The sequence below is a fragment of the Spirillospora sp. NPDC048819 genome, assembly GCF_040650055.1.
In the GTDB taxonomy this organism is placed as follows: domain Bacteria; phylum Actinomycetota; class Actinomycetes; order Streptosporangiales; family Streptosporangiaceae; genus Spirillospora.
The window spans coordinates 188,157-213,318 of record NZ_JBEZGN010000001.1; the positions used below are offsets into that span (position 1 = coordinate 188,157).

General features: G+C 70.0%; 25 protein-coding genes. 15 read left to right on the forward strand and 10 right to left on the reverse strand.

Annotated features, from left to right (window positions below; genetic code table 11):
• Positions 1–81: 81 nt before the first annotated feature.
• From AB0C35_RS01005 to AB0C35_RS01025, 5 genes are all read left to right on the forward strand, one after another.
• The gene (locus tag AB0C35_RS01005) at positions 82–1,140 is read left to right on the forward strand and encodes a hypothetical protein (protein ID WP_358449068.1); all 1,059 of its coding nucleotides are present in this window, start codon (positions 82–84) and stop codon (positions 1,138–1,140) included.
• Between the two features lie 874 nt (positions 1,141–2,014).
• A complete protein-coding gene (locus AB0C35_RS01010) occupies positions 2,015–3,202 on the forward strand; it encodes a hypothetical protein (protein WP_358449070.1) in 1,188 nt (395 codons plus the stop codon).
• Positions 3,203–3,724: 522 nt separating this feature from the next.
• Positions 3,725–5,566 carry a 2-oxoacid:acceptor oxidoreductase subunit alpha gene (locus AB0C35_RS01015; RefSeq protein ID WP_358449072.1) on the forward strand — a complete coding sequence of 614 codons (1,842 nt, stop codon included), beginning with the start codon at positions 3,725–3,727 and terminating at the stop codon, positions 5,564–5,566.
• Positions 5,559–6,674, forward strand: coding sequence for a 2-oxoacid:ferredoxin oxidoreductase subunit beta (locus AB0C35_RS01020; RefSeq protein WP_358449074.1), 1,116 nt, complete (start codon positions 5,559–5,561; stop codon positions 6,672–6,674). Before AB0C35_RS01015 ends, AB0C35_RS01020 begins: the two co-directional genes overlap by 8 nt.
• 369 nt (positions 6,675–7,043) lie before the next feature.
• Complete coding sequence (locus tag AB0C35_RS01025; RefSeq protein WP_358449076.1) at positions 7,044–7,889, forward strand: hypothetical protein; 846 nt, start codon at positions 7,044–7,046, stop codon at positions 7,887–7,889.
• Positions 7,890–7,893: 4 nt separating this feature from the next.
• Here the strand turns inward: AB0C35_RS01025 and AB0C35_RS01030 are convergent, their stop codons facing one another.
• Entirely contained in the window at positions 7,894–9,585 is a 1,692-nt protein-coding gene (locus AB0C35_RS01030) for an MDR family MFS transporter (protein ID WP_358449078.1), read from the reverse strand.
• 140 nt (positions 9,586–9,725) lie between these two features.
• On the opposite strand from AB0C35_RS01030, the gene AB0C35_RS01035 reads away from it, so the two are divergent.
• Genes AB0C35_RS01035 through AB0C35_RS01045 form a run of 3 tightly spaced genes read left to right on the forward strand, consistent with a single transcriptional unit; the run spans position 9,726 to position 13,701 of the window.
• Positions 9,726–10,343 carry a TetR family transcriptional regulator gene (locus AB0C35_RS01035; RefSeq protein WP_358449080.1) on the forward strand — a complete coding sequence of 206 codons (618 nt, stop codon included), beginning with the start codon at positions 9,726–9,728 and terminating at the stop codon, positions 10,341–10,343.
• Positions 10,344–10,396: 53 nt separating this feature from the next.
• On the forward strand, positions 10,397–12,874 hold the full coding sequence (locus AB0C35_RS01040; protein WP_358449082.1) for an alpha/beta fold hydrolase: 2,478 nt from the start codon (positions 10,397–10,399) through the stop codon (positions 12,872–12,874).
• Positions 12,871–13,701, forward strand: coding sequence for an ABC transporter permease subunit (locus AB0C35_RS01045; protein ID WP_358449084.1), 831 nt, complete (start codon positions 12,871–12,873; stop codon positions 13,699–13,701). The genes AB0C35_RS01040 and AB0C35_RS01045 overlap by 4 nt, the downstream gene beginning before the upstream one ends.
• A 331-nt stretch (positions 13,702–14,032) precedes the next feature.
• On the opposite strand, the gene AB0C35_RS01050 is transcribed toward AB0C35_RS01045, so the two are convergent.
• Complete coding sequence (locus AB0C35_RS01050; protein WP_358449086.1) at positions 14,033–14,416, reverse strand: hotdog domain-containing protein; 384 nt, start codon at positions 14,414–14,416, stop codon at positions 14,033–14,035.
• Between the two features lie 13 nt (positions 14,417–14,429).
• The gene (locus tag AB0C35_RS01055; RefSeq protein ID WP_358449088.1) at positions 14,430–15,551 is read right to left on the reverse strand and encodes a helix-turn-helix transcriptional regulator; all 1,122 of its coding nucleotides are present in this window, start codon (positions 15,549–15,551) and stop codon (positions 14,430–14,432) included.
• A 194-nt stretch (positions 15,552–15,745) separates the two neighbouring features.
• Between AB0C35_RS01055 and AB0C35_RS01060 the strand changes: the two genes are divergently transcribed.
• Together AB0C35_RS01060 and AB0C35_RS01065 are read left to right on the forward strand one after the other, a co-directional pair.
• Entirely contained in the window at positions 15,746–16,342 is a 597-nt protein-coding gene (locus AB0C35_RS01060; protein ID WP_358449090.1) for a dihydrofolate reductase family protein, read from the forward strand.
• A 3-nt stretch (positions 16,343–16,345) separates the two neighbouring features.
• The gene (locus AB0C35_RS01065; RefSeq protein WP_358449092.1) at positions 16,346–16,945 is read left to right on the forward strand and encodes a dihydrofolate reductase family protein; all 600 of its coding nucleotides are present in this window, start codon (positions 16,346–16,348) and stop codon (positions 16,943–16,945) included.
• Here AB0C35_RS01065 and AB0C35_RS01070 read toward each other — a convergent pair.
• Entirely contained in the window at positions 16,938–17,420 is a 483-nt protein-coding gene (locus AB0C35_RS01070; protein WP_358449094.1) for a MarR family winged helix-turn-helix transcriptional regulator, read from the reverse strand. The genes AB0C35_RS01065 and AB0C35_RS01070 overlap by 8 nt on opposite strands.
• 49 nt (positions 17,421–17,469) lie before the next feature.
• Here AB0C35_RS01070 and AB0C35_RS01075 point away from each other — a divergent pair, with 49 nt between their 5' ends.
• Positions 17,470–17,874: a nuclear transport factor 2 family protein gene (locus AB0C35_RS01075; RefSeq protein ID WP_358449096.1), complete on the forward strand. Its 405-nt coding sequence runs from the start codon at positions 17,470–17,472 to the stop codon at positions 17,872–17,874.
• On the opposite strand, the gene AB0C35_RS01080 is transcribed toward AB0C35_RS01075, so the two are convergent.
• Entirely contained in the window at positions 17,850–18,182 is a 333-nt protein-coding gene (locus AB0C35_RS01080) for a hypothetical protein (RefSeq protein WP_358449098.1), read from the reverse strand. The two genes, AB0C35_RS01075 and AB0C35_RS01080, sit on opposite strands and share 25 nt — an antisense overlap.
• 110 nt (positions 18,183–18,292) lie before the next feature.
• Here AB0C35_RS01080 and AB0C35_RS01085 point away from each other — a divergent pair, with 110 nt between their 5' ends.
• Positions 18,293–18,637 (forward strand): hypothetical protein, encoded by a 345-nt coding sequence (locus AB0C35_RS01085; RefSeq protein WP_358449100.1) that lies wholly within the window; start codon positions 18,293–18,295, stop codon positions 18,635–18,637.
• 80 nt (positions 18,638–18,717) lie between these two features.
• A complete protein-coding gene (locus tag AB0C35_RS01090; protein ID WP_358449102.1) occupies positions 18,718–19,068 on the forward strand; it encodes a hypothetical protein in 351 nt (116 codons plus the stop codon).
• Positions 19,069–19,489: 421 nt separating this feature from the next.
• Here the strand turns inward: AB0C35_RS01090 and AB0C35_RS01095 are convergent, their stop codons facing one another.
• Positions 19,490–19,786: a hypothetical protein gene (locus tag AB0C35_RS01095; RefSeq protein WP_358449104.1), complete on the reverse strand. Its 297-nt coding sequence runs from the start codon at positions 19,784–19,786 to the stop codon at positions 19,490–19,492.
• Positions 19,787–19,983: 197 nt separating this feature from the next.
• On the opposite strand from AB0C35_RS01095, the gene AB0C35_RS01100 reads away from it, so the two are divergent.
• Positions 19,984–21,222 (forward strand): helix-turn-helix transcriptional regulator, encoded by a 1,239-nt coding sequence (locus AB0C35_RS01100; protein WP_358449106.1) that lies wholly within the window; start codon positions 19,984–19,986, stop codon positions 21,220–21,222.
• 9 nt (positions 21,223–21,231) lie between these two features.
• On the opposite strand, the gene AB0C35_RS01105 is transcribed toward AB0C35_RS01100, so the two are convergent.
• The 4 genes from AB0C35_RS01105 to AB0C35_RS01120 all read right to left on the reverse strand — a co-directional run bounded on the left by AB0C35_RS01105 (position 21,232) and on the right by AB0C35_RS01120 (position 23,314).
• Entirely contained in the window at positions 21,232–21,747 is a 516-nt protein-coding gene (locus AB0C35_RS01105; protein WP_358449108.1) for a DUF4291 family protein, read from the reverse strand.
• Between the two features lie 82 nt (positions 21,748–21,829).
• Positions 21,830–22,309 carry a hypothetical protein gene (locus AB0C35_RS01110; RefSeq protein ID WP_358449110.1) on the reverse strand — a complete coding sequence of 160 codons (480 nt, stop codon included), beginning with the start codon at positions 22,307–22,309 and terminating at the stop codon, positions 21,830–21,832.
• The gene (msrA, locus tag AB0C35_RS01115) at positions 22,306–22,965 is read right to left on the reverse strand and encodes a peptide-methionine (S)-S-oxide reductase MsrA (protein ID WP_358449112.1); all 660 of its coding nucleotides are present in this window, start codon (positions 22,963–22,965) and stop codon (positions 22,306–22,308) included. The genes AB0C35_RS01110 and msrA overlap by 4 nt, the downstream gene beginning before the upstream one ends.
• Before the next feature lie 193 nt (positions 22,966–23,158).
• Positions 23,159–23,314 (reverse strand): hypothetical protein, encoded by a 156-nt coding sequence (locus tag AB0C35_RS01120; RefSeq protein WP_358449114.1) that lies wholly within the window; start codon positions 23,312–23,314, stop codon positions 23,159–23,161.
• 454 nt (positions 23,315–23,768) lie between these two features.
• Here AB0C35_RS01120 and AB0C35_RS01125 point away from each other — a divergent pair, with 454 nt between their 5' ends.
• Entirely contained in the window at positions 23,769–25,142 is a 1,374-nt protein-coding gene (locus AB0C35_RS01125; protein ID WP_358449116.1) for a cytochrome P450, read from the forward strand.
• The last annotated feature ends 20 nt before the right edge of the window (positions 25,143–25,162 follow it).

Below are 25,162 nucleotides of genomic sequence, written 5' to 3' on the forward strand. Positions count from 1 at the left end.
CCCCCGCCCGGCGGTTTCGGACCCCCCGGAACGCCGCCCCCCTTCTTCCCGCCGCCCCCCGGCGCCCCGATGGGCCCCGGCATGCCCCCGCCGAGGCGCAGCGGCGGCGGCGCGGTGATCGCGGCGATCCTCGGCGGCGGCCTCGTCGTGCTATTGATCATCGGCGTCGTCGTCTACGCGGTGACCGCCGGTGGCGGCAAGTCGCCGGACGAGAAGCTGACGGCCGCGGCCGCCAACCTCTCCTCGGCCGACGCGGTCGAGCTGGACGGCACCTTCGGCGGTGCCGGGTCCCTGCAAGGTGAGCTGAACATCACCAAGGGCGGGCGCGCGACCGGGCCCGTCACCTGGAACGGCTCCAGGGTCACCCTGCTGTCGGCCGACGGCAAGCTGTTCGTGAAAGCCGACAAGTCCTACTGGGAGCGGGAGATCTCGGGCGACGACCCGTTCTTCCTCAAGAGCGGCGCGCAGTGGGGCCGGGTCGACCACGACGAGCTCAACATCGATTTCAAGCGGTACCTGACCCCGTCAGCGCTGGCGAGCAAGGTGCGCTCGGCGCGCACCTCGAGCGTCAAGCCCCTGGAGACCAGCTGGCAGGGCAAGAAGGCACTGAAGTTCAGCACCTTCTCCTCCACGATCTACATCACCGACGAGGACGACGCCGAGCTGCTGCGCTACGAGTCGACCACCCCGCGCGTCCGCGTGAACGTCAACTCGAAGAGCTCGGCCTCGTCCGTCATCTCGGACATGCGCACGAGCATGGGCGAGCTGAAGGACTCCTTCAACGCCTCCGCCCAGCCGCGCGTCAGCGAGTGGAAGAAGGGCGGCTGCAACAGCGACTCCGGCTGCACGGTCGAGGCCAAGATCCGCCCGCCGTACGACGTGGAGAAGCCCGTCACGATCGACGTGCGGTTCCGGCTCACCGCCGGCTCGCTGAGCGGCAGGGACCTCGGCAACTGCACGGCCACCATCACGATCACCGGCACGACCCCGCAGTGGGCGAGCTGCCGGGTCACCAGCAGCGCGTGGGCGAGCTGGGCCAAGGCCACCGGCGGCACGTTCTACAAGCACGCCGACTACAAGGTGATCGGCGCCACGGAAGAAGAGGTCCAGGCGCTGCAGAACGGACTCGAAACCGAATGAGGCCGCAGGTGAGGCGCCTCGCGCGCTGATCCGGCCGCCACCGGGTGCCCGGCGGCGCTCCCCCGATCCCGGGGGAAGCGCAGCCGGGCACCTTTATGCTCTGTGGGGAAGCCCCTCAGAACCCGGCGGCCACCCCCCATGAGCTCGCAGCCCCGTCGGCATCCCCTGGAGGGCATCACAGATCCCTTGCTTTGTCCCTGACGGTCGGGCCGAACCCGGCCCCCGAAGTGAGCAGAGTGAGCCCCGAGTGAGCGCTGAACAGGACGAGCCGTCACCGACGGCCTCTTCCCACCTCCCGCCCCAAGAAGATCCGGCGGCGCGTCCCCGCACGGACCCCGCGCCCTCCCCGGCCAGGCCTGTCCGGCCGGACGTCCGGGTCGCCGGCGGGACCGTTCCACCCACCGGCCCGCCACCCCGACACCCACCCACCGCACCACCGCACCAGCCCCCCGCGCCCTACCCCCCGAACAACCCGATCCCCCCAACCGCCCCCACAACACCGCCCGGCCCCGCACCTTCCCAAGGACAGACACCCCCCGGTGGCCCGACACCGGCCGGCTCCACAGCCCCTGGCCGACCTGCCGCCCCAAGCGGCCCCATGCCGCTGACCGGCTCCGCAACTCCAGCTGGCCCCGCACCCTCCCGCGGCCCGATGCCTCCCGGTGGCCCGGCACCAGACGGCCCTGCAACCCCTGGCGGACCTGGCACCCCAAGCGGCCCCATGCCGCCGACCGGCTCCGCAACTCCAGCTGGCCCCGCGACTTCCCGAGGGCAGATGCCTCCCGGTGGGCCGGCACCGGCCGGCTCCGCGACGCCTGGCGGGCCCGTGTTTCCGGGGAGGGGTGGGCGGCAGGGGGCGGGTAAGTGGCGGCTGGTGCTGGTCGCGGGTGGGGCGGCGGGCGTTGTGGTGGCCTTGGGTGCCGTGGCGGCCGTCGCGTTCACCGGGGACGGCGAGGCGCCCGAGAAGCGGCCCGAGCCGACCGTGGCCGCAGCGCCGCCGCCGGCGTGGACGATCGAGGCCGGACGGCAGCTCACGTCCGGGACGGGGCTGCGGTACGACGGGACCTTGACGGTCGGCGGCATGCCCGTCCAGGCGCATCTGCGGGTCACCCCGTCGGGCCTGGCGACCGGCACGCTGGCGGCGGGAGTGGTGAAGGCGGACGTCATCGCGATCGGCGGCGACACCTACATCAAGGCCGGGCCGGCGTTCTGGCGCGACTACGCCGGGGAGATCGCACACCTGGAGTACTACGCGGGCCGCTGGTCCAAGGCGCCCGCGACCATGCCCGGCTTCGACGTGCCGGACGTGCTCGGTCCGGAGTCCATCGCGCGGATGCTCGCCAAGGCCCCGGCGAAACCGCCCACGGAGTTGGTGAACGGCATCTCCGCTTACAAGGTCGCGATGCCGGAGGCGGTGTATCTGATGGCCGCGGCGGCCCCGCACCGGTTGCTGTCGGTGCGCGCAGCCGGGCAGAACGCGCCGCAGTTCACCGTCGCGCCCGTGGCTGCGCCGGTGACGCTGTTCAAGGAGCTGCGTCCCCGGGTCGCCGGGCTCGGCGGCGCCGCCGACCCGGGGCTGCGTTTCCGGCCCGGGACGCTGACGTTCAGCAACTGCGACAAGAACCCCAGGAGCTGCACCGTGAGCGTCCCCGCGACGCTGACCTCCCCGGAGAACGGGGTGCCGGACGGGGCGCGGGCGGCGCTGCGGGCCTCGATCACGTCCCGGGGCGAGGCGCTCGGCTCGTGCACGGCGTCGGAGGCGGTGCCGGCCGACCGTGCGCTCGTGCTGCGCTGCACCGTCACGAGCAGGCGGTGGCGCACCTGGATGCGCAACGCCCTCGACCACCCCGGCTCCTATCCGTACGAGGCGACGGCGCACGTCGTCGGGGAGGCCGTGGACGCCGACGACGTCGGCGAGCTGCTCGCCCGGGTCGACCGGGAACGCAAGGCGGTGGTGAAAGCGGCACCGTCCACGCCGAAGCCGTCCAAATCGGGAGAACCGTCGGTTCACCGGTCGGAGCAGCCGGAAGTCGTCACATCGCAGTCGCCGGGGCGGCCCTGACACGCTTTGACCAGGGGCGGTGACCTCGAACGGAATTCGGGATGTCTACACTTCGGGCTGTGAACTCCACGCCGGTGGGGAGCCGCGGCTCCTCGACGAATCCCGCGCCGCTGGTCAGACGGTTGCACGTCGACCTGTGCCGGCAGCGCAGCAGCCTGTGTTCGCGATGAACTCGGGGGCCCGTCAAGGTCGTACCCCCGGATAGGACCTGCCCGAATCCGGGAGAGCCGAGTGAACTCCGCACCGAGGTGATACGTCTTGTGTTACGGGGTTCGCGACCTCCCTGGAAGAGGGACGTCACATGACGGGCGGAGTGGCGGCCGCGGTCCATGCCTCCCATGACCTGCGGCCACCGAAGACCGGACGATGCCGGGTGCACCCTGCCCGCGTCCCGGTCCGCCTCGACCCATCCCCGAGAACACCATCCCACCCCGGACATACCATGAAGGTAAGCCTAAGTAGCATCACGATCCTGGGTGCCTCCCCCAGGACGGGTGCTGCGCGTCGAGGAGGTCTTCCTCTGTGACCAAACAGGTCCAGCAGCTCGACCGCGTCATCATCCGCTTCGCCGGCGACTCCGGCGACGGCATGCAGCTGACCGGCGACCGCTTCACCCAGGAGACGGCGGCGTTCGGCAACGACTTGTCGACGTTGCCGAACTTCCCGGCCGAAATCCGCGCCCCCGCCGGGACCCTCCCCGGCGTGTCCAGTTTCCAGTTGCACTTCGCCGACCACGACATCCTCACCCCGGGCGACGCGCCCAACGTCCTGGTCGCGATGAATCCCGCCGCCCTCAAGGCCAACCTCGGGGACCTCCCCCGCGGGGCGGACCTCATCGTCAACACCGACGAGTTCACCAAGCGCAACCTCGCCAAGGTCGGCTACGAGACGAATCCCGTCGAGGACGACTCGCTCGCCGAGTACCGGGTGCACGCGCTGCAGCTCACCTCGATGACGGTGACTGCGCTCACCGACTTCGACATCTCCAAGAAGGACGCCGAACGCGCGAAGAACATGTTCGCGCTGGGGCTGCTGTCGTGGCTGTACCACCGTCCCACCGAGGGGACGGTCGGCTTCCTGGAACGCAAGTTCGCCTCCAAGCCCGAGATCATGAAGGCGAACATCGCGGCGTTCCAGGCGGGCTGGAGCTACGGCGAGACGACCGAGGCGTTCACGACGCAGTACGAGATCAAGCCGGCCGAGCACGAGCCGGGTCTCTACCGCAACATCACCGGGAACATGGCGCTGGCCTACGGGCTGGTCGCCGCGGGCGTGCAGAGCGGGCTGCCGATCTTCCTCGGCTCGTACCCGATCACGCCGGCGTCCGACATCCTGCACGAGATCTCCAAGCACAAGAAGTTCGGCGTCCGCACGTTCCAGGCCGAGGACGAGATCGCCGCGGTCGGCGCGGCGCTCGGCGCCTCGTTCGGCGGGTCCCTCGGCGTCACCACGACGTCCGGTCCGGGCATCGCGCTGAAGAGCGAGACGATCGGCCTCGGCGTCGCGACCGAGCTTCCGCTGCTGGTCATCGACGTGCAGCGGGCCGGTCCCTCGACCGGGCTGCCGACCAAGACCGAGCAGGCCGACCTGCTGCAGGCCATGCACGGCCGCAACGGCGAGGCGCCCGTCCCGATCGTCGCGCCGCAGTCCCCGTCGGACTGCTTCGACGCGGCGCTGGAGGCGGCCCGGATCGCGGTGAAGTACCGCACGCCGGTGATCCTGCTGTCGGACGGCTACCTCGCCAACGGCTCCGAGCCGTGGCGGCTGCCGGACGTGTCGGCGCTGCCGACGATCGAGCCGAACTTCGCGGCCCCGTCGCAGGACGACTTCCAGCCGTTCGAACGTGACCCGAGCACCCTCGCCCGCCCCTGGGCGATTCCGGGGACGCCGGGTCTGGAGCACCGGATCGGCGGCCTGGAGAAGGCCGACGGCTCCGGCAACATCTCCTACGACCCGGCCAACCACGACAAGATGACCCGGCTCCGGCAGGCCAAGGTCGACGGCATCGCGAACGACGTCGAGCCGCTGGCGGTGGACGACCCGTCCGGCAGCGCCCGCGTGCTCGTGCTGGGCTGGGGCGGCACCTACGGCGCGATCTCCGCCGCCGTCCGCCTCGTCCGCGCGGAGGGGCAGCAGGTCGCGCAGGCGCATCTGCGGCATCTCAACCCGTTCCCGGCGAACCTGCCGGAGGTCCTGCGCTCCTACGACAAGGTCATCGTCCCGGAGATCAACCTCGGCCAGCTCGCGCTGCTGCTGCGCGGCCGGCTGCTCATCGACGTGATCGGCTACAACCAGGTCCGCGGTCTGCCCTTCAAGGCCGAGGAGCTCAAGGGCGTCATCCAGGATGTGATCGACAGTGAGTGACAACGGAGCCGGCGGAAACGGCGCCAACGGGAACGGCGCCGTCAACGGCGGCGCGTCCAACGGGAACGGCCGGTCGCTGCTCTCCCTCGTCCCGAAGACGGACGAGAAGCAGACGATGAAGGACTTCAAGACCGACCAGGAGGTGCGCTGGTGCCCCGGATGCGGTGACTACGCGATCCTGGCGGCCGTCCAGTCCTTCCTGCCGGAGCTCGGGCTGCGCCGGGAGAACATCACTTTCATCTCCGGCATCGGGTGCTCGTCGCGGTTCCCCTACTACATGAACACGTACGGGTTCCACTCGATTCACGGTCGCGCGCCCGCGATCGCGACGGGCCTCGCCACGTCCCGCCCGGACCTTTCGGTGTGGGTGGTGACCGGGGACGGCGACGCGCTGTCCATCGGCGGCAACCACCTGATCCACGCGCTGCGCCGCAACGTCAACCTGAAGATCCTGCTCTTCAATAACCGGATCTACGGTCTGACCAAGGGCCAGTATTCGCCGACGTCCGAACTCGGCAAGATCACCAAGTCGACGCCGATGGGGTCGCTGGACGCGCCGTTCAACCCGCTGTCGCTGGCGATCGGCGCGGAGGGCACGTTCGTCGCCCGGACGATCGACTCCGACCGCAAGCACCTGCAGTCGGTGCTGCGGGCGGCGGCGCAGCACCGCGGCACCGCGCTCGTGGAGATCTACCAGAACTGCAACATCTTCAACGACAATGCGTTCGAGCCGCTGAAGGACGCGTCGGTCCGCGACGACGTCACCGTCCGGCTGGAGCACGGGGAGCCGATCGTGTTCGGCGCGGACCGCTCCAAGGCGCTGCGCCGCACCCCGACCGGCTCGTTCGAGGTCGTGAACGTCGCGGACGTCGGCGCGTCGGAGATCGCCGTCCACGACGCCCGCAACCCGGACCCGTCGCAGGCGTTCGCGCTGTCGCGGCTGGACCAGCCGGCGTTCGAGCACACCCCGATCGGCATCTTCCGCGACGTCGACCGGCCGTCCTACGACGAGCTGATGCGGGCCCAGCTCGACGAGGCCGTCGAATCCCAGGGCAAGGGGGATCTGGCGGCGCTGCTCGGCAGCGGCGACACCTGGCGCATCGACTGACGCTCCTCCCCGCAAGGCCCGGTCCCGGTTCGTCCGGGGCCGGGCTTTTTCGCGCATTGAAACCCGGCGAACTTTGAAACCCGGCGAACGGGGCACGGTTCATCACATGGTGAGCAACCGGGGAGATCCCTTGGCCGAATTCGGCCGGGACACGGTGCGGGACCGTGTCTCATGCTGAAAGACTGCTGAGTAGATCATGGAGCCGGGGAGGTGACGATGCGGGTCATTCCGCGCCGCAGCAAGGGTCGTCGGCAAGATGAGGACCCCGCGCGCAGCGGCTCGCCCCAGGACCCGTCCGGCGCCTCCGAGACCACTGAGACCCCGGCGCCCCCGGCGGCCCCGGAATCTCCGTCCACACCGGGTTCCGGCGTGAGACGGCTCCCGCCGCCCACCCTCGAACCGCCCCTCTCCGAACGGCCCCTTTCCGAACCGCCGCCTCCGGCCGCCGAGGAGCGCGAGCGCGGCGGGGAGCGCGACGCCGATCCGGCGGAGGCGCTCGGCCAGGAGGGCCTCCGGGGCGGGACGTCCCGCGGGCCCGAGTCGACCACGGCGGTCCTGCCGGCGATCGCGGACCCGGAGGCCGCGCGGCGGCGGGCGCGGGCGGCCGAGCGGCAGCGCACGGCGGCGGAGGTCAAGCGGAGCCGCGCCGCCCGGCGGCAGGGCGTGCCGTACCGGGAGGCGAATCCCGCAGTCCGCGCGGCCGACCAGCACCGTTCTGCGATGCTGGTCATGGTGCTCACGCTGGGGCTGCTGATCGCCGCGGTCGCGGTGACCGGCGCGATGATCGCGTCGTCCATGCGGACGCAGCCGGTGACGCTGGCCTCGCCGCTGCACATCTATCCCGTCACGCAGACGTCGGCCGGGCAGTGCCCGACGGGGACGCAGGGGATCACCGGGCAGTCGGGGGCGGGCCCGACCTGCTACCGGATGGCCCAGGGGATCGCGATCCACAAGGTCGCCGACCTGCGCGTCCAGAAGTCGCGGGTGAAGCCGGGCGGCTATGACGTGGCGGTCACGCTGCGGCCGGTCGACCGGGACGCGTTCGCCGAGCTGACGCGGGCGACGGTCGGCCGCGACCTGGCCTTCGTCGTGAAGAACCGCATCGTCACGCTCCCGCGGGTCGACATGGCGATCCTGGACGGGAAGGTCGTCGTGACCGGCCCGCCCGACCGTACCTCGGCGAACAGGCTCGTCCGGGAACTGAAGGGCCGCTGACCGTTCACAGCGGCCCGACGGCGATGTCCTTCACCGGGGCGTCTCCAGGGCCAGCCGCGTCCTCCCCGGGACCACCGGGGCCGCCGGTGTTTCCAGGGCCGCCGGAGTTTGCGGGGCCGCCCTTGCCGGCGCGGGACGCCTTGCCGCGCTGCGCCGATCCGCGCAGCGGCAGTTCCTTCAGCGCGAGCACCGCGACGAAGCCGACGAGCGCCACCGGGATGCCGACCAGGAAGACGGTTTCGAGCGCGCTGGAGAACGCGTCCTGCACGATGCCCTTGACCGGCTGGGCGAGCCGCTGGATCTCGTCCGGCGATCCGAGTTCGCCGCCGCCGGGCGCCGCGCGGACGCCGGCGGCGCGGAGGCCGGAGGCGATCTCGGCCGCCACCCGGTTGGTGAGGATCGCGCCGAACGCCGCCACGCCCATCGCGCCGCCGAGGTTGCGGAAGAACGAGACGCCGGACGTCGTCGAGGCCAGGTCGGCGGTCGCGGCGGCGTTCTGCGCGGCCAGGATCAGGATCTGCAGCGTCAGGCCCATTCCGGTGCCGAGGACGGCGAGGTCCACGCCGATCAGCACGGACGAGGAGTCGGTGTGCAGCCGCGACAGCATGAACAGCCCGATCGCGACCAAGGCGAGGCCGATCACCGGGAAGATCTTGTAGCGGCCCGTCCGGGTGACGATCTGCCCGGAGCCGGTGGAGGTGACGAGCATGCCGAGCACCAGCGGTAGCGTCATCAGCCCGGACGCCGTGGGGCTCATCCCCTTGACGATCTGCAGGTACTGCGGCATGTAGATCATCACGCCGAACATCGCCATCCCGATGCAGACGGAGACGAACGAGGTCAGCACGAACATGCGGTTGCGGAACAGCCGGGGCGGCAGGATCGGGTCGCGGGCGCCGCGTTCGGCGACGATCGCCAGCGCGACCAGGACGACGGTGGTCGCGGCCAGGATGTAGGTCCATGCGGAGTTCCACGCGAACTCCGTCCCGCCCAGGGACAGCAGCAGCATCAGCGTGGCGGCGCTGCCGGTGATGGTGAACGCGCCGAACACGTCGACGCGGGTGTCGCGCCGCACCTTCGGCAGCTTCAGCACCCGCTGGATGACGAGGAAGGCGACCACCGCGAGCGGGACGCACACGTAGAAGCACCAGCGCCAGCCGAGGGCGTCGGCGTCCACGATGAACCCGCCGAGCAGCGGCCCGGCCACGGTGGAGACGCCGAAGACGGCGCCCATGAAGCCGGCGTAGCGTCCGCGCTGCCGCGGCTCGACGACGTCCCCGAGGATGACCTGGGCCAGCGAGGACAGCCCGCCGACGCCGAGCCCCTGGGCCGCACGGGCCGCGATGAGCTGGCCGATGTTCTGCGACAGCCCGGCGCACACCGAGGCGATGACGAAGATCAGCAGGGCGGTCTGGAACATCAGCTTGCGCCCGGCGATGTCCGACAGCTTGCCCCACAGCGGGGTCGAGGCCGTCATGGTCAGCAGCGCGGCGCTGGCCACCCAGGAGAGCTTGTTCTGACCGCCGAGGTCGCCGACGATCGTCGGCAGCGCCGTGGCGATGACCGAGGTGGAGATCATCGAGGTCAGCATCGCCATCATCAGACCGGAGAGGATCTTCAGGATCTGACGGTGCGTGTAGTGCGGTCTCGCCGGTTCCGCCGCCGCACCGTGCGACGCCACGCTCGCTTGAGCCACCCTGCCCCCATGCTCGGCGGCCCGACGGACCGCCGAATTGATTACCTGTGCCGTGCATGTATGTTATGTAGACGCTTGTTTACTTGCAACCTCGGTAGATTCTGGCATTGACGGCGGCCGAACGGCGAAGGGGGGCGGGAATGATGACGCGGGTCGAGCAGGAGCCCGGATCCGCGCGGCGGCCGAAGCGCGACCGGGAGGCGACCCGGCGCCGCATCCTGAACGCCGCCCGCGACCTGTTCGGCGAGCACGGCTACGACGGTGTCACCGTCCGCATGATCGCGGCGCGGGCGGAGGCGAACACCGCGCTGGTCAACCGGTACTTCGGCTCCAAGGCGGCGCTGTTCGGGGAGGTCCTCGCCGGCGAGTCGGTGATCCGCGGGGTCATCGCGGGCGATCCCGGCGGCCTGCCCCGCCGGCTCGCCGAGCACTTCGTCCGGCTGCTCGACCAGGGCTCGGTCACCGCGATGTCGCGGATGCTGGACCGCTCGGCCGGCCAGCCCGAGGTCAAGGAGATCCTGCTCCACTACCTGGAGGACGTGATCGTCGAGCCGATCGTCGCCCAGCTCGACGGCCCCGACGCCCGCGCCCGCGCGCTGCTCGCGTCCACGATCATCATGGGCGGCGGGCCCGTCCGGCGCCTGCTCGGCCTCAACGACCTGCGCGCCGCCGACCCGGCCGAGCTCACCGACCGGCTGACGGCCATGTTCACCGCCGCCCTCGCCCCGCTCCCCACCTCCCGGCTCCCTGCCTCCTGACTCGCCCGGCCGGACGTCCGGCCGGGCGGCGCCGCGCACATAGGGTGATGACCATGAGGCTTGGGGGCGCGCTCCGGGCGCGGTGGGGCAGGACGGGACGGGCCACGCGCTGGACCGCCGCCGGTGCGGCGATCGTCCTCGCCGGCGGGGGCGCGGGCTGGGGCGTCACGGCCGGCGGCGAGGCCCGCGTCCACACCGTCGAGCAGCGCATCACCGTGGTCGACGGACCGGGCGACGACCAGCGCGTCATCCTCGACACCACGTTCTACAAGCCGGTCGGCCGCGCCCAGGCCCCGGCGGTCATGCTGGGGCACGGCTTCGGCGGCAGCAAGCGGGACGTGGCCGGCGAGGCCCGCGACCTCGCCCGCGCCGGATACGCCGTGCTGGCGTGGTCGGCGCGCGGGTTCGGCCGCTCCACCGGGGAGATCGCGCTCAACTCCCCCGACTACGAGGTCAAGGACACCCGGCAGCTCATCGACTGGCTGGCGCGGCGCCCCGAGGTCCTGCTCGACGGGCCCGGCGACCCGCGCCTCGGCATGGCGGGCCAGTCGTACGGCGGCGCGATCGCGCTGCTGACCGCCGCCCACGACCAGCGGGTCGACGCCATCGCGCCGATGATCACGTGGCACAGCCTCGCGGACGCGCTGTTCCCGAACGCGACCGGCGCCGGGCCCTCGGACGGCGTCTTCAAGAAGCTGTGGGCGGGTCTGTTCTTCACCGGCAACGCGGGCCGCACGGCGTGCGGGCGTTTCCTGCCGTCCCTGTGCGAGATGTACCAGGAGGTCGCGGAGAAGGGCCGCCCCACCGACTCGGCGATCGAGACGCTGCGGCGGTCGAGCCCGGCCTCCGTCGCCGACCGCATCAAGGTGCCGACGCTGCTCGTCCAGGGGCAGTCCGACTCGCTGTTCCCGCTCGGCCACGCCGCCGCCAACGCCCGCGCGATCGCCGCGAACGGCGCACCGGTGTCGGTGGTCTGGTTCCAGGGCGGCCACGACGGCGGCGACCCCGAGACCGAGCGGATCGAGGGCCTGGTCCTCGACTTCTTCGACGCGCGGCTCAAGCGCTCCGCAGCGCCGTCCTCGGACGGTTTCACGGTGACGCGGGCGGGCGGGATCGACTCGTCCACCCAGGAGGTCGTCGTCGAGGAGGCGACGACCCGTACGTATGCGGGTCTCTCCGGCGATCCCGTGGGGCTCCCGCTGAGCGGGGACGAGCAGACGATCTTCCGTCCGGCCGGTGGCGCGCCCGCGTCGATCTCCGCGCTGCCCGGGCTCGGCTCGCTGGGTTCGCTGGGGTCCCTCGGCACAATGGGGGGCGGGCTGCCGGCCGAGATGCCCGGACAGTCCGCGACGTTCGACACGCGTCCGCTGGACCGTCCCGTCCAGCTGACGGGCGCGCCCACCGTCCGGCTCAAGGTGGACGGTGACGGGCCGCTGTTCGCGAAGCTCTACGACGTCGCGCCCGGCGGGACGGCGACGCTCGCGCGGCGGCTGGCCGCACCCTTCCAGGTGCCCGGCGACGGCGACGGCGAGGTCACCGTCACGCTCCCCGCGATGGACCACCGCTTCGACCGGGGCCACCGGATCCGCCTCGTCGTCGCGACCACCGACATGGGCTTCGCCACCCCGGCCGCGCCTGCGTCGTACAAGGTGCGGGTGGTGTCGCCGCTGACCGTTCCTACCGTCCCCTCGCTGACGACCGCTGCGACGCCCGTACCGGCGTGGGTCTGGGCCCTACCGGCGGCCGCTCTCGTTCTCGCGCTGCTCATCGTCGTGCCTGGACGTCGCCGACACGGCCCTGAAAAGGACAGCGACGTCCCTCTGGAGATAACGGGTCTGACGAAGGCGTACAAGAACGGCCACCTCGCCGTCGCCGACCTGTCGTTCCGGGTGGAGAAGGGTCAGGTGCTGGGGCTGCTCGGCCCGAACGGTGCCGGGAAGACAACGACGCTGCGCATGCTCATGGGGCTGCTCCATCCCGACGCGGGCGAGATCCGCATCTTCGGTCATCACGTCCATCCCGGTGCGGCGGTCCTAGCCCGGCTTGGCTCCTTCGTTGAGGGACCTGGTTTCCTGCCCCACCTCTCCGGCCGCGACAACCTCGACCTCTACTGGCGCGCCACAGGCCGTCCCTTGGACGAAGCCCACCTGGACGAGGCGCTGGCAATAGCCGACTTGGGTTCCGCCCTCGACCGGGCCGTCCGGACGTACTCGCAGGGGATGCGGCAGCGCCTCGCGATCGCCCAGGCCATGCTCGGACTGCCCGACCTCCTCGTCCTGGACGAGCCGACCAACGGCCTCGACCCGCCGCAGATCCGCGAGATGCGGGAGGTGCTCGTCCGGTACGCGGCCGCCGGGCGGACGGTCATCGTCTCCAGCCACCTGCTCGCCGAGGTCGAGCAGACCTGCACGCACGCCGTCGTCATGGCCGGCGGCCGCCGCGTCGCCGCCGGTCCCGTCGCCGACATCGTCGGGTCCTCCGGCCGCCGCCTGGAGGACGCCTTCCTGGAGATCATCGGGGAGCGTTCATGACCGCCTACAACGTCCGGCGGACGCTTCCGCTGCGGGTGGAGGCCGTCCGCCAGTTCCGGCGGCGCCGCACCCTGGTCGCGTTCGGGATCCTGCTCGTCCTCCCGTGGGTGCTGGTCGCCGCGTTCAAGCTCGGCGGCGACCAGGGCCCGGACGGGGCCCCCGGCCTGGTCGACGTCGCCACGTCCAGCGCCCTCAACTTCGCCCTCTTCGCCCTGTTCGTCTCGACGGGGTTCCTGCTGGTCGTCGCCGTGGCGCTGTTCTGCGGCGACACCGTCGCGAGCGAGGCGGGCTGGTCGTCGCTGCGCTACCTGCTGGCCGCGCCGGTGCCGCGCGCCCGCCTCCTGCGGCAGAAGCTCATCGTCGCGCTCTCCTACGCGGTCCTCGCCGTCGTCAGCCTGCCGCTGATGTCACTGATCGCGGGGACGGCCGGGTTCGGCTGGGGCGACGTCGAACTCCCGACCGGCGGAACCGTCCCGGTCAGCACCGCGCTCAGCCGGATGGCGATCATCGTCGGGTACGCGCTCATCTCCCAGCTCGTCGTCGCGGCCCTGGCCTTCCTGCTGTCGGTGACCACCGACTCGCCGCTCGGCGCGGTCGGCGGCGCCGTCGGCCTCGTCATCGTGAGCAACATCCTGGACGCCGTCACCGCGCTCGGCTCCTGGCGCGAATTCCTCCCGACGCACTGGATGTACTCCTGGATGGACGCCCTCCAGCCCGAGATCCAATGGACGGGCATGGCCAAGGGCGCGGCCCTCTCCATCTCCTACGCCGTCGTCCTTTTCGCCTTCGCCTTCCGCCGCTTCCGCGCCCGCGACATCATCTCCTAGCCCCTCCCTGCCCCGGGGCCCGTAATTTCGAGCACATTCGAATATCGCAGAAAGTGTTCTTTCGACCACATATCGCGACGGTCGCTTTCTAAAAATCGGTCGAACCGGCAGTGTTCGTCGCATAAGCTCATCGAACCTCGCACGCTACGGGTGCGTCGTAGGAGGTACAGCGCGACATCGGCTCGATCGACGGGTTAAGCCCCGCCCGATGGGGGGAGATGATCACCATGGCACGGCAGCAGCTCATCAAGCGTCCCAAACCCCCACGTCAACCGAGCCCGCCCGACCTGCGGACCCCGTCCGGCCGACTCCTGCCGTACTGACCGGCTGCTCAGCGGGCGAGCCGCGCGAGAAACCTCTCCCGCTCCACGACGATCCGCTCGACGCGGCCGCGCCCCACCGCCGTGCCCCGCTCGTCGGTGGCGGTGAACGCGAACACGAGCCGCGCGCCGTCGACCTCCGTGAGTTCGGCCTCGACCGTCACGCGCACCCCGACGGGACTGGCCGCCCGATGCTCCAGCTCGACCCGCGTGCCGACCGATGTCCTGGCCTCGTCCAGGCAGGCCTCGACCGCCTTGACCGTCGCGGCCTCAGCCAGCGCCAGCAGCCGCGGGGTGCCCAGCACCGGCACGTCCCCGCTCCCCATGCGGACGGCCGTGTCCGCCTCCCCGACCACCACGGACGTCTCCCCCCGCAGCCCCTTCTCCAACTCCATGCGCCCCTCCTCCTCAGGCCGTCGCCGTAGGCCCCGCGGCTCCCGACGTCAATGAGTCGGCGTAGTGGTCGAAGAACAGCCGGGCGACCAGGTCGCCGCGTGAACCTGTGCCCGACTTGGCGAAGATCGACTTCAGGTGGTCCTGGACGGTGTACGACGACACGTGCAGCCGGGCCGCGATCTGCCTGGTGGACAGGCCCTGCGCCACCAGCTCCGTCACCCGCCGCTCGCGGTCGGTGAAGCCGTAGGCGTCGACCATCAGGGGCGCCATTTCGGCCGGGCGGGCTGCTTCGAGCATGACCGCGACCGGCGCTTCCGGCCCGTCCCCGAGCATCGAGCCCCGCACGATCAGCCAGTGACCGGCCCGGGTCCGCACCCTCGCCCTGGCCAGGCGGGCACCGTCCGGCGCCGGTTCCGCCGCCGAACCGCAAAGGGCCCGGGTCTGGCGGGCGATGGCGGGAACGACCAGTGGAAGCCGGGCGCCGGGCCTGTCGCCGGTGCCCAGCTCGTCCAGCCAGAGGTCCGCCGCCCGGTTGGACATGCTCACACCGTCATCGGCGTCGAGGACGAGCAGGCCGACGTCGCCGTCCCCGGCCCGTGCACCGTCGAGCAGGAGACCTCGCCGTACCCCGTCGGCGATCAGCCCGGCCAGCGACGACACGAACCCGACCTCGGCCGGCGAGAAGTACGGACGCTGCGCCTCCCGGAACACGGTCAGCAGCCCCCACGTCGACCTGCCGTCCGCGAGCACCACCCGCAACTCGTCGGAGAAGCCCCCGGGGCGGCGGATCTCCCGCTGCCGCAGGCTGAGGTCGAGATCACCCGCGGTGACGTCGCTCAGGCTCGCCGCCGGACGGTCGGCCATGGCGAGCTGGACCCACTTGTTGAAGTCCGGCTCACGCATCTCGATCTCGACGACCCGGAGCAGCTCGTCCGCGGGCAGCCCGTTCTCGACGAACTCCGCGGTCGGGAGCATGGTCGCCGGGTCCACCGTCATCAGGCAGGTTCCCTCGGCGGGCACCGCCCGTCCCAACACGTCGCCGACGGCCTGCGAGAACTGCGCAACCGGAAGCCCCCGGTGCACCAGCCGGACGACGTCGTCGCGGACACGTGCACGCGCCGCCGCGTTGACCATGCGCCCGAATTTACCCGCCCCGCCCGGCGCCATCCCACAAATCTGGGATTCAGCCGCACCCCGAGATCTCCCATGCTGGCCGAACCGGTCGTCGCCGCTCGCGCGGGGTATTCGACCCGGGAGCCGAACGTCACGAAAGGAACCGCATTGAGCACCACCATCGCAACAGGAACCTGGGCCCGATCGGAGTCGCGATGAGCAAGATCGTGCTGTACATGTCGATGTCGCTGGACGGATTCATCACCGGCCCGGATGACGGAATGGACCACGGACTCGGCGTCGGCGGCGAGCGGCTGCACGCCTGGCTGAGCCCGGGCGGCGTGGACCCGCGTTCGCACCGTCCCGCCGACGGCCCCAGCGCGACGGTGTTCAACGAGGCGATGGCCACCGGAGCTGTGATCACCGGCCGGCGCACCTTCGACTTCGCGGGCGGCTGGGCCGGCGACCACCACGACGGCGTCCCGATCTTCGTCCTGACCCATGCCGCACCCGACGCCCCGGCGCCGGGACACGCGCGCTACGTCACCGACGGCATCGAATCCTGCGTCGCGCAGGCCAAGGAGGCCGCCGCCGGCCGCGACATCCTCCTGCACGGCGCCGCGACCGCGCAGGAGTGCCTCCGCGCCGGCCTGCTGGACGAGATGGAGCTGCAGCTGATGCCCGTCCTGCTCGGCCAGGGCCGCCGCCTGTTCGACAACCTGCCGCCCGACCACATCGAACTGGAACTGCTCCGCGCCATGGACGCTCCAGGCGTACAGCACCTGCGCTACAGCGTGCGATCGGCGGGCTGACCGATGGCACTCATCCGGCTGTACATGACCATGTCCCTGGACGGCTACGTCGCCGGCCCCCACGACAATGCGGACGCGCCGCTGGGCGTCAACGGGTTCCGCCTCTTCAACTGGCTCGACCGGCGCAACGACGCGGGACCGAGCGGCCAGGTGTACGGCGAGGCGCTGGCCACTCGCGCCCTCATCTCCGGCCGCCGCACCTACGAACTCGCCAACCGCTGGCAGGGCGACCACCACGACGGCGTCCCGATCTTCGTCCTGACCCACGACGTACCGGACGACCCGCCGCCGGGCAGTGTCCGCTATGTCACCGACGTCCACGACTGCGCCGCCCAGGCCCGCACAGCGGCCGGCGACGGCGACGTCATGGTGCACGGAGCCGGAGCAGCACAGGCACTGCTGCGCGCCGGAGAACTCGACGAACTGGAACTGCACGTCGTGCCCGTCCTCCTAGGGCAGGGGCGACGGCTCTTCGACAACCTGCCCGCGCAGCACATCGACCTCGACCTGATCCGCCGGCTGACCACCCCGGACACCGAGGAGCCCGCAAAACAAGTCGCCCACCTGCGCTACCGAGTCCGCAAACCCGCGACCGCTACCTAGGTGGCCGTACGGCCCGGCGCTCCACCGCCGGCGTTCCGCCGAGCTCGTCCAGCAACCGGACCAGCAGGTTCCGATGCTCACCCAGACGCTTCTCACCGAAGCGATCGGCGAGCCGCTGCTCCAGAGCAGTGCGTGCACCACGCGCCACATCCACCGCGTCCCGCCCCCGAACGGTCAGCCGAACCCGCCGGATCCGGGCATCGCTCGCATCGGGCGTGCGCTCGCAGTAGCCGAGCCCTTCGAGCTCCGCCACGACCTTCGAGGCCCCTTGCTGAGTCATCGACAGTCGCGCGGCCAGCTCACCGACCGTGGGCTCGCCGTCGATCAGGTGCTGGAAAACATAGCCGTGCGAGAAGCGCAGGTCACCGAACCCCTGGTCGGCCAACCGCTCCTGCACCAGCGCGGCGGCGGCCTGGCCGACGAAGAGGGCGAGCGTTCCGGTGTCCAGCGACTGCGGGTCGAGTGAGGATGCCACGCGACCATTCTCCATTGACAACCAAGGTTGTACAACTACGGTTGTGTACATGCATCGCAACATCGACACCGCGATCCGCTACCACCGCGCCGTCTCCGACTTCGCCACCGGCGAGGAGCTCGCCGCGTTCTTCCACCCCGACGCCACCCACCGCGAACTGCCCAACGCACTCTTCCCCGACGGCAACGTCCGGGACCTTGCAGGCCTGCGCGCCGCGGCCGAAGCGGGCCGCAAGGCCCTGACCGCGCAGAACTTCGAGGTGCTCAACACCCTGGCCATGGGCGACCAGGTCGCCCTGGAAGTGCTCTGGACCGGCACAACCGCAGTCCCGTTGGGCAACATCCCCGCAGGCCACACCCTGCGCGCCCACATCGCGACCTTCCTCGAATTCCGCAACGGAAAGATCCTCACCCAACGCAACTACGACTGCTACGACCCCCTGCCCCCCACGTGACCGAACTCCACGATTGCCCGCCTGGCGCCCTCCCGCATTTCGGGCGCCGCCTTGACCTCACGGAACAGGTCTGCGGCCTCGTCACGCAGCGCCTGCGGGGTCGGCCCCGACGCGTCCTGGTTCGCCTGCAACGCCTCTTCGAGCAGATCCCGTTCGATCTGGCGCTCCACGGCCGCATCGACGTAGGCGGAGAAACCACGGGCTCCCACCCGTTCACGGACGGCACGGATGTTCCCGGCCCGCAGCGAAACGCTCACCTTCACCGCCGACCCTTCACCCAGCTCGAACTCCTTCTCCTGCGCATCCACACCCTGCAGTTTGAAGCACCGCCGGTCCGCCCGGTGCCCTGACTTCACCGTACGGTCGCGTTCAGTCGCACCACCGCGAACTATCCTACTCTTGGTAGTATTATTGAGCCATGGCTGATCCTCATGAGCCCAAGGCCACCTCCCCACGGAACCCCCGCAAGCGGGGACGCCGCCCATCTGCCACCCCGGTCAAAGAGCAGCGGAAATTGCGTGCGGGCTCCGGCGAACGCTATGGCAAGACCGTGAAGAAGTCGGTCACTCTGCGTGAGTCCGTCGTAGAACAGATCGAGGCCCGTACGGGAGCGCGCGGCTTCTCAGAGTTCCTGGATGCCGCGGCCGAGCGCCACCTGGCCTTGCTCAAGGCTCAGGAGATCGTGGACGATCACGTCACCCGCCATGGAGAGTTCGCACAGGAGGAACTGGCAGAGGCGGAGGCCGCGTGGCGCGGCGAGTGACCAGGGCGACTCCCGTGATCGGTCCGGCATTCGTGTTGGACGCTCAGGGGCTGTCGCTCCTGGCAGGCGATGACCGGCGCATGACAGCGCGCTTGGAACTGGCGGTGCGGGAGGAGTTCCTGCCCGTTATCAGTGCTGTCACCATCGCCGAGCAACGTCGCGACGGGCAGGCCGACAGGCGGCTGGCATGGGTGCGTTCCAGGCTCATCATCCTCCCTGTCACCGAGGACATCGCGGATGCGGCAGCCGCCCTGCTGGACTCCACGGGACTCTCGGGCCACGACTGTGTAGTCGACGCCCTGGTGGTGGCCACCGCGGCCAGCGCCACCGGTCCCGCGAAGGTCGTCTCCAGTGACGGCTCCCACATCCCCGCCCTTTGCAAGAACGCCAGCGCCAACCGCCCCTCACCGGTGGACTGGCTCCGAGTCTGATCCTCCCCGAACCATCCGGCGTCGAGGACCGCAGGGCGGGACCGTGGACGGCCCTGCCGCGCCTTGCGCGTACGGCGCTGGGGCGCCGTTCACGGCGCGGCCCCGACCACCGCAGCGCCCCGCCGTGGACAGCCCGCACGTACCGCACCGCGCACCCGAGGCAGGCCCCGGCGAAGGCATGCCTCACAAGTGCCGGGCAGCGGCTTCCAGGCCGGGCGACGCTTGAGTCGCTGTCACCGGCCGGATGGACTTTCCAGGAACTTGCGTTGAGGCCACGGCCAGGCCGCCGGATTCTCCAGCGCTTCCCGCAGTTCACGAGGGTTGGCCGCTTCCACCAGCCGCGCCGTCCAACGTGGGGACCAGCGCCCACCATGCCCCGGTGGCCTGCCCGTACCAGGTGACCACGTCGGACGAGGAGTGCTTACCCATCGGCTTGCGCGACGAGCTTGCCCTTGACCGCCACGACCACATCGGGGATGTGCGCGTCAGCGGCCGGAGCGATCGCACCGCCACCGGGGAAGGCGAACCACAGCTCACCGCCGCAGACCGCGCGCCGGTCACACCGCACCAGCACCGGCGACCCGGAAGCCGCCGGAACCGCCAGCAGCGGGTCAGACTCGGCAACCTCTACCGCGTACCCGTATGACTTGAGCGCCTGCGCGAGCGCCCAGACGCGCAACCGGCACGCCTCTGTGATTTCCGATGTTTCCGTTGCCATGAGCCGCTTTTCCGTCGAGTGCGGGGGATGGACAGAAGCAGCCGCAGCGCCGCCGAGATCGCCATCTGCCGATCTAGGTTGACGGCGATGTGTGCCGCACGTTCTATGGCTTTGAGCTTGTCTTTCTCGTCAGATCTCACAGAGGCACCAGCCGGGGAGCCAGGGAGGGGCCAGACTTGAGGGAGGGAGCGGCCAGCGTGGGCGATGCAAAGCGGAAGCGGTTCGGGGCGTACCTCGCGCAGTTGCGCCGGGACGCACGAAAGAGCCAGCGACGGCTAGCGGAGACGTTGTGCCGGATCTCCGGAACCGCCTCAGTGACGCGCCACGAGATCAGCCGATGGGAGCGAGGCGAGCGCGTTCCCGATGTGTGGCTATCCGCCCTTGCGACGGCCCTGAGCGTTCTACTCGACACCCTTGAGCGCGGGGCCGCCCATGCACGAGGCGAGGACATCGGCACCGGGCCGCGCAGTCCGGCCGAGGCACTCGCCTACTTCCTGCCCGATCACGCCGTCGAGCTTGGACCGCTGGCGAGCAGCACGGGACGCCGAGTCGGAGCTTCTACGGCGGCCGCCCTTGCAGACCGGGCGCACGGCCTACGACTCGCAGACGACGTCATCGCCGGCGGTGATCTGCTCGCCCCCGCCCTCAGGGAACTGGACGGAGCCGTCCGGCTCTACCGGGAGACGACGCATTCCGAGGAGACCGGCCGCTCACTCCTCAGCAGCATCGGAGAGATAGCTCAGATCGCGGGATGGATCGCCAGCGACGCGGGCGAGCACGACCAGGCGGCGCGCGCCTACCGGCTTGGAGTCTCGGCATCTCGTGAAGCCGGAGATTTCGCCCTGGTCGGCAACCTGGCCGGAAGCCTCGCCTACCAACTCTCCAACACCGGACACGAAGACGACGGCCTGAGCCTCGCCCGTGCCGCACTAGAAGCGGCAGGACCGGACGCACCGGCCAAGGCCCGCGCGCTCTACCTTGACCGAGTCGCATGGGCGCACACCAAAGCAGGCGACGCCCAACCAGCGATGCGCGCTCTCGCCGAGGCCCACGAAGCCATGGGCGCCGAGGACTTGCAGGAGTCCCCCGACTGGGCTTACTGGGTCTCCCCCGAGGAACTCGACGTGATGGACGCCCGCGTCTACACAGAACTTCGAAAGCCGTTGCGCGCCGTCCCGCTCCTGCAAGAGGTGCTCAGCCGGTACGACTCGACCCACGCACGCGAACTGGCGCTCTACCTCTCATGGCTCGCCGTCGCCCTGGTGGACGCCAACGAACCGGAGGAGGCCGCCAAGACCGCACGGCGGATGCTCGACCTGTCGGCCGATTCCGCAAGCGACAGGACAACGCAGCGCGGCAGGGTCGTCCTCAGCAAGCTGGAGCGGTACCGAGACATCCCCGAGGTATGCGAGGTACTCGACACCTACGCGGCATGACCGTGGCCGCTACCGCGTAGTGCCAACGATCAGTTCCGCCATACGAAGCAACAGGGTCACATACCCGGCATCCTCGCCATGCAGGTGTGACATGACGCCCCGGAGATCATCAAGCCAGCCGCCCAGAGCTGACCGGCGCGCGTCGTCGAGAGCCCCGACCTCCAGGTAGACGGAGATGCATCCCGTTATGTAGGCGTCGAGCGTCGCCACTGATTCGCCGCTGGGTGCATCCAACCAGCGCAGAGCATCCGGGAACGTGTGGCCTCCCCGGAGAGCCCGAGTTGCAGGGAGCGGTACGGCAGGGGTCTTAGGTGCAAATGCGCTCGGGGTCCCACTGGACGCGGACCGGTGCGCGTTTGACCTGACGCCGCCAGGCTTGATCCACGTCATCCGATCCCGCTTCCATGCCGCCGGGAACCCGCCCTGGCGCACTGCCGGCAACCCGATATGGGCGGCGTACGCCTGGTAGACGGTGATCGTGGACGTCGTATGGAGAGCGCGGATCTTGTGTCGTGGTTCTTCCATGACGTCGATGGTGGGGCCAACCGATTCCGATCAGCACGACGCAGCGGGGCCGGGGCGTCCTCACGGACACGTTGAGCACCCTTCACCACCCCGGCGGAAGCTCCTGAGGCTTTCGGGTCCACCACCAACGGCATTCTCGCCCCTCAGCGAGAGGGCGCCAGTATTGAGCGAGTTCGGCCCCTCCGTCGTCTACGGTCACAGCCGAGTACCGCTCATCAAGGCGGCCGACGACACGGCCTATTTTCGCCTTGAGCCCCACCGGCATCGCATCGAGATACTCCTCGATCGCATCGCGAACCGTCAGGTCATTCAGATACTCGTAAACCATGTAGTAGTCCGTACGCGGCCAGCTCTGCTCCATGCGCAAAACCAGGAAGAACCACATTCGAAGGCAGGCGAAGACACCGTACAGGGGCTCCGTCATCTGCGCGGCGGTCGCCGCCCCGACTCCCGCCTGTTCGACCTTGAGCCGTTGCAGGTCCAGCATGCCGATCGTCGAACGTTCCTCCGAGCTCAGGCCGGACACCAGCGACCTGAGCTCGGGAAATCCGTCCAGGCTCATCCGTCGGCAGGGGCGACTCCGACCGGGCAGGAGAGGCCCGTGCCGGCTATGCCGCAGTAGCCGTTCGGGTTTTTATTGTCCGAGAGGTACTGCTGGTGGTAGTGCTCGGCGTAGTAGAAGTCGGTGGCCTTGGCTATCTCGGTGGTTATGGGGCCGTGGCCGGCCTTGGTGAGGACCTGTTGGTAGGTGTCGCGGGAGGCTTCGGCGGCCTTCTGCTGGAGGTCGGTCCTGTAGAAGATGGCTGAGCGGTACTGGGTGCCGATGTCGTTGCCCTGGCGCATGCCCTGGGTGGGGTCGTGGGACTCCCAGAAGACGCGGAGGAGGTCTTCGTAGGAGACCTTGGCGGGGTCGTAGACGACTCGGACGGTTTCTGTGTGGCCGGTTTGGCCGCTGCAGACTTCTTCGTAGGTGGGGTTCGGGGTGTAGCCGCCCTCGTAGCCGGAGGCGGTGGAGATGACGCCCGGGGTCTGCCAGAACATGCGTTCGGCGCCCCAGAAGCAGCCGAGGGCGAACTCGGCGATCTCGGCGCCGTCCGGGTAGGGCGGGGCCAAAGGCGCGTCGAGGACCTCGTGGCGTGGTGGCACCGGAATGGGCTCGTCCCTACCGGGGAGTGCCTTCTCCGGAGAGACCATCTGGGTCTTCGCAAAGCCGAACATGTCTTCAGGTTAGCTCGCGGCTGACGCCTGTCGGCGGGATCTTGTGTCCGGGGCCGCCTGGACGGGCTACAGTGCCGACGTTGTTCGCCGGAGGAGGAGCCTCGTTGCGTCTGGTCAGCGTCACCGTGATGGGAACGGCACTAGTCGCGGTGGGGATGCTGGCCCCCGGGACGGGTGACGGGCCGGGGCGCGATCAGGTGACGGTGGTGCCGGGGATGGCGCGGCCCGGGGAGAGGGTCGAGGTCTCGGTTCCCGGGTGTGCCGCGCCGAGGCCGGCGACGTCCGAGGCGTTCACCGGGCGGGCCGTGGGCGGCGCCGCCACCGTGAGGCGCGACGTCGTGCCTGACACGTACCCGGTTGTGGCCCGGTGCGGGTCACGGACAGTGATCGGTGAGGTGCGCGTGGCGGGGCGGCTCGTGTGGCCGGACCTCTTGCCGACCCACCGGCACGATAGATAATGGGATAAACGGGACAAATTACCCATTACGCCGCGTAATTGGTTTGTGGCGTGACGTTCCATGTGGCGGGCCACCTGCATCGATGCAGTCAGGGTGGGTCGTCAAATTAGACAACCCCTCCGGCAAGTGATGGACGTCACCCAGAATGGGCTGATATTTCTTACTTCGTCCCCCTTGAGGACGTTAAATGATCATGTGATACTTCCACTGAAATATACAAAACGCCCAAGCATCACAGACGTGGACAGAGATCACTAATCACCCACCCCTGCTCTCGTCGCGCCCGAGCACGACGACCCACGGCAGGGGTCACGTGCTTTCACTTCGCATGGGGGGCCGTCGGAAGTGTCCGTTGACGTTGGTGCCGTTCCCGTCCAGAAGGCCAAGAACTTCCCGCTCTACCGCACGGTCTCGCGGTTCGTCCGCGACCCGCTGCGAGAGCTCCTGCGCATCAGCGCCGCGGCCGGCGGTGAGGTGGCCCGGCTCGACCTCGGCGCGTCCCACCCCTACCTGGTGACACACCCCGATCACGTCCAGCAGGTGCTGCGCAAGGATTCGCAGAACTTCGTCCGGGACGGGACGTTCTGGCAGCCCCTCCACGGCCTGTTCGGCGACAGCATCATGTCCGAGTACGACGAGTGGGAACTGAGCAAGCGGATCCTGCAGCCGGTGTTCTCCACCAAGACGATCCGGTCCCTCAGCGACCACATGGCGCAGGCGATCAACGACGCCGTCCGGCAGCTCGACGAGCCCGCACGGGAGGACCGGTCGATCGAGGTTCTGCCGGAGATGGGACGCATCGTCCACGACACCGTGATCAAGGTGCTGTTCGGTGACAAGATCCGCCAGGCGGAGGCGGACCGGCTCATCCCGGGGATGGAACGGCTGGCCACCTCGATCGCGTTCCGGTTCCTGCTGCCGTTCGTCCCGAAGTCGATCCCGCTGCCGGGCGACCGCGCGTTCGCCGAGGGGCTGCGCGTCATGGACGAGACGCTCTACGAACTCGTGGAACGGTTCAGATACGACCCCGGTGAGGGCTACGACATCTTCACCGCCCTGTGCCAGGCCCGGATGGCCGAAGGCAGCGGCCTGGACGACAACTGGATCCGCGACAATCTGCTCGCCATGTGGGCCACCAGCACCGAGACCACGACCGTGGCGCTGACCTGGCTGTGGCCGATGCTCGACGCGAGACCCGATGTCACCGAGCGGCTGTGCACGGAGGTCCGGGAAGTCGTGGGGGACGAGGACGTCCGGCCCGATCACCTGCACCGGCTGCCGTACGTGAAACAGGTCGTCCAGGAGCTTCTGCGCATGTACCCGGTGGGCTGGATCTTCCCCCGGATCGCGCTCAACGACACCGTCGTGGGCGGCGTCCCGGTGAAGGCCGGGCAGACCGTGCTGATCAGCCCGTTCATGACCCACCGACTCGAATCGGTGTGGGACCGGCCGCTGGAGTTCGATCCCGAGCGGTTCACGCCGGAGAAGAACCGCGTCCGTCACCGCTACGCCTACTACCCCTTCGGGGGCGGGCCGCACCAGTGCATCGGGCGGCACGTGTTCAACATGGAGGCGGAGCTCATCCTCACCGCCATCCTCAGCCGGTTCAGCCCGTCTCTGGTGGCGACGGACACTCCGGTTGAGGCGCGGATCGGCGCAACGCTGCGTCCCAACCAGCCGCTGCAACTGAAGCTGCGTCCAGTGGACCGGTTCCGATGAGCGAGTCGGACGAACTTCAG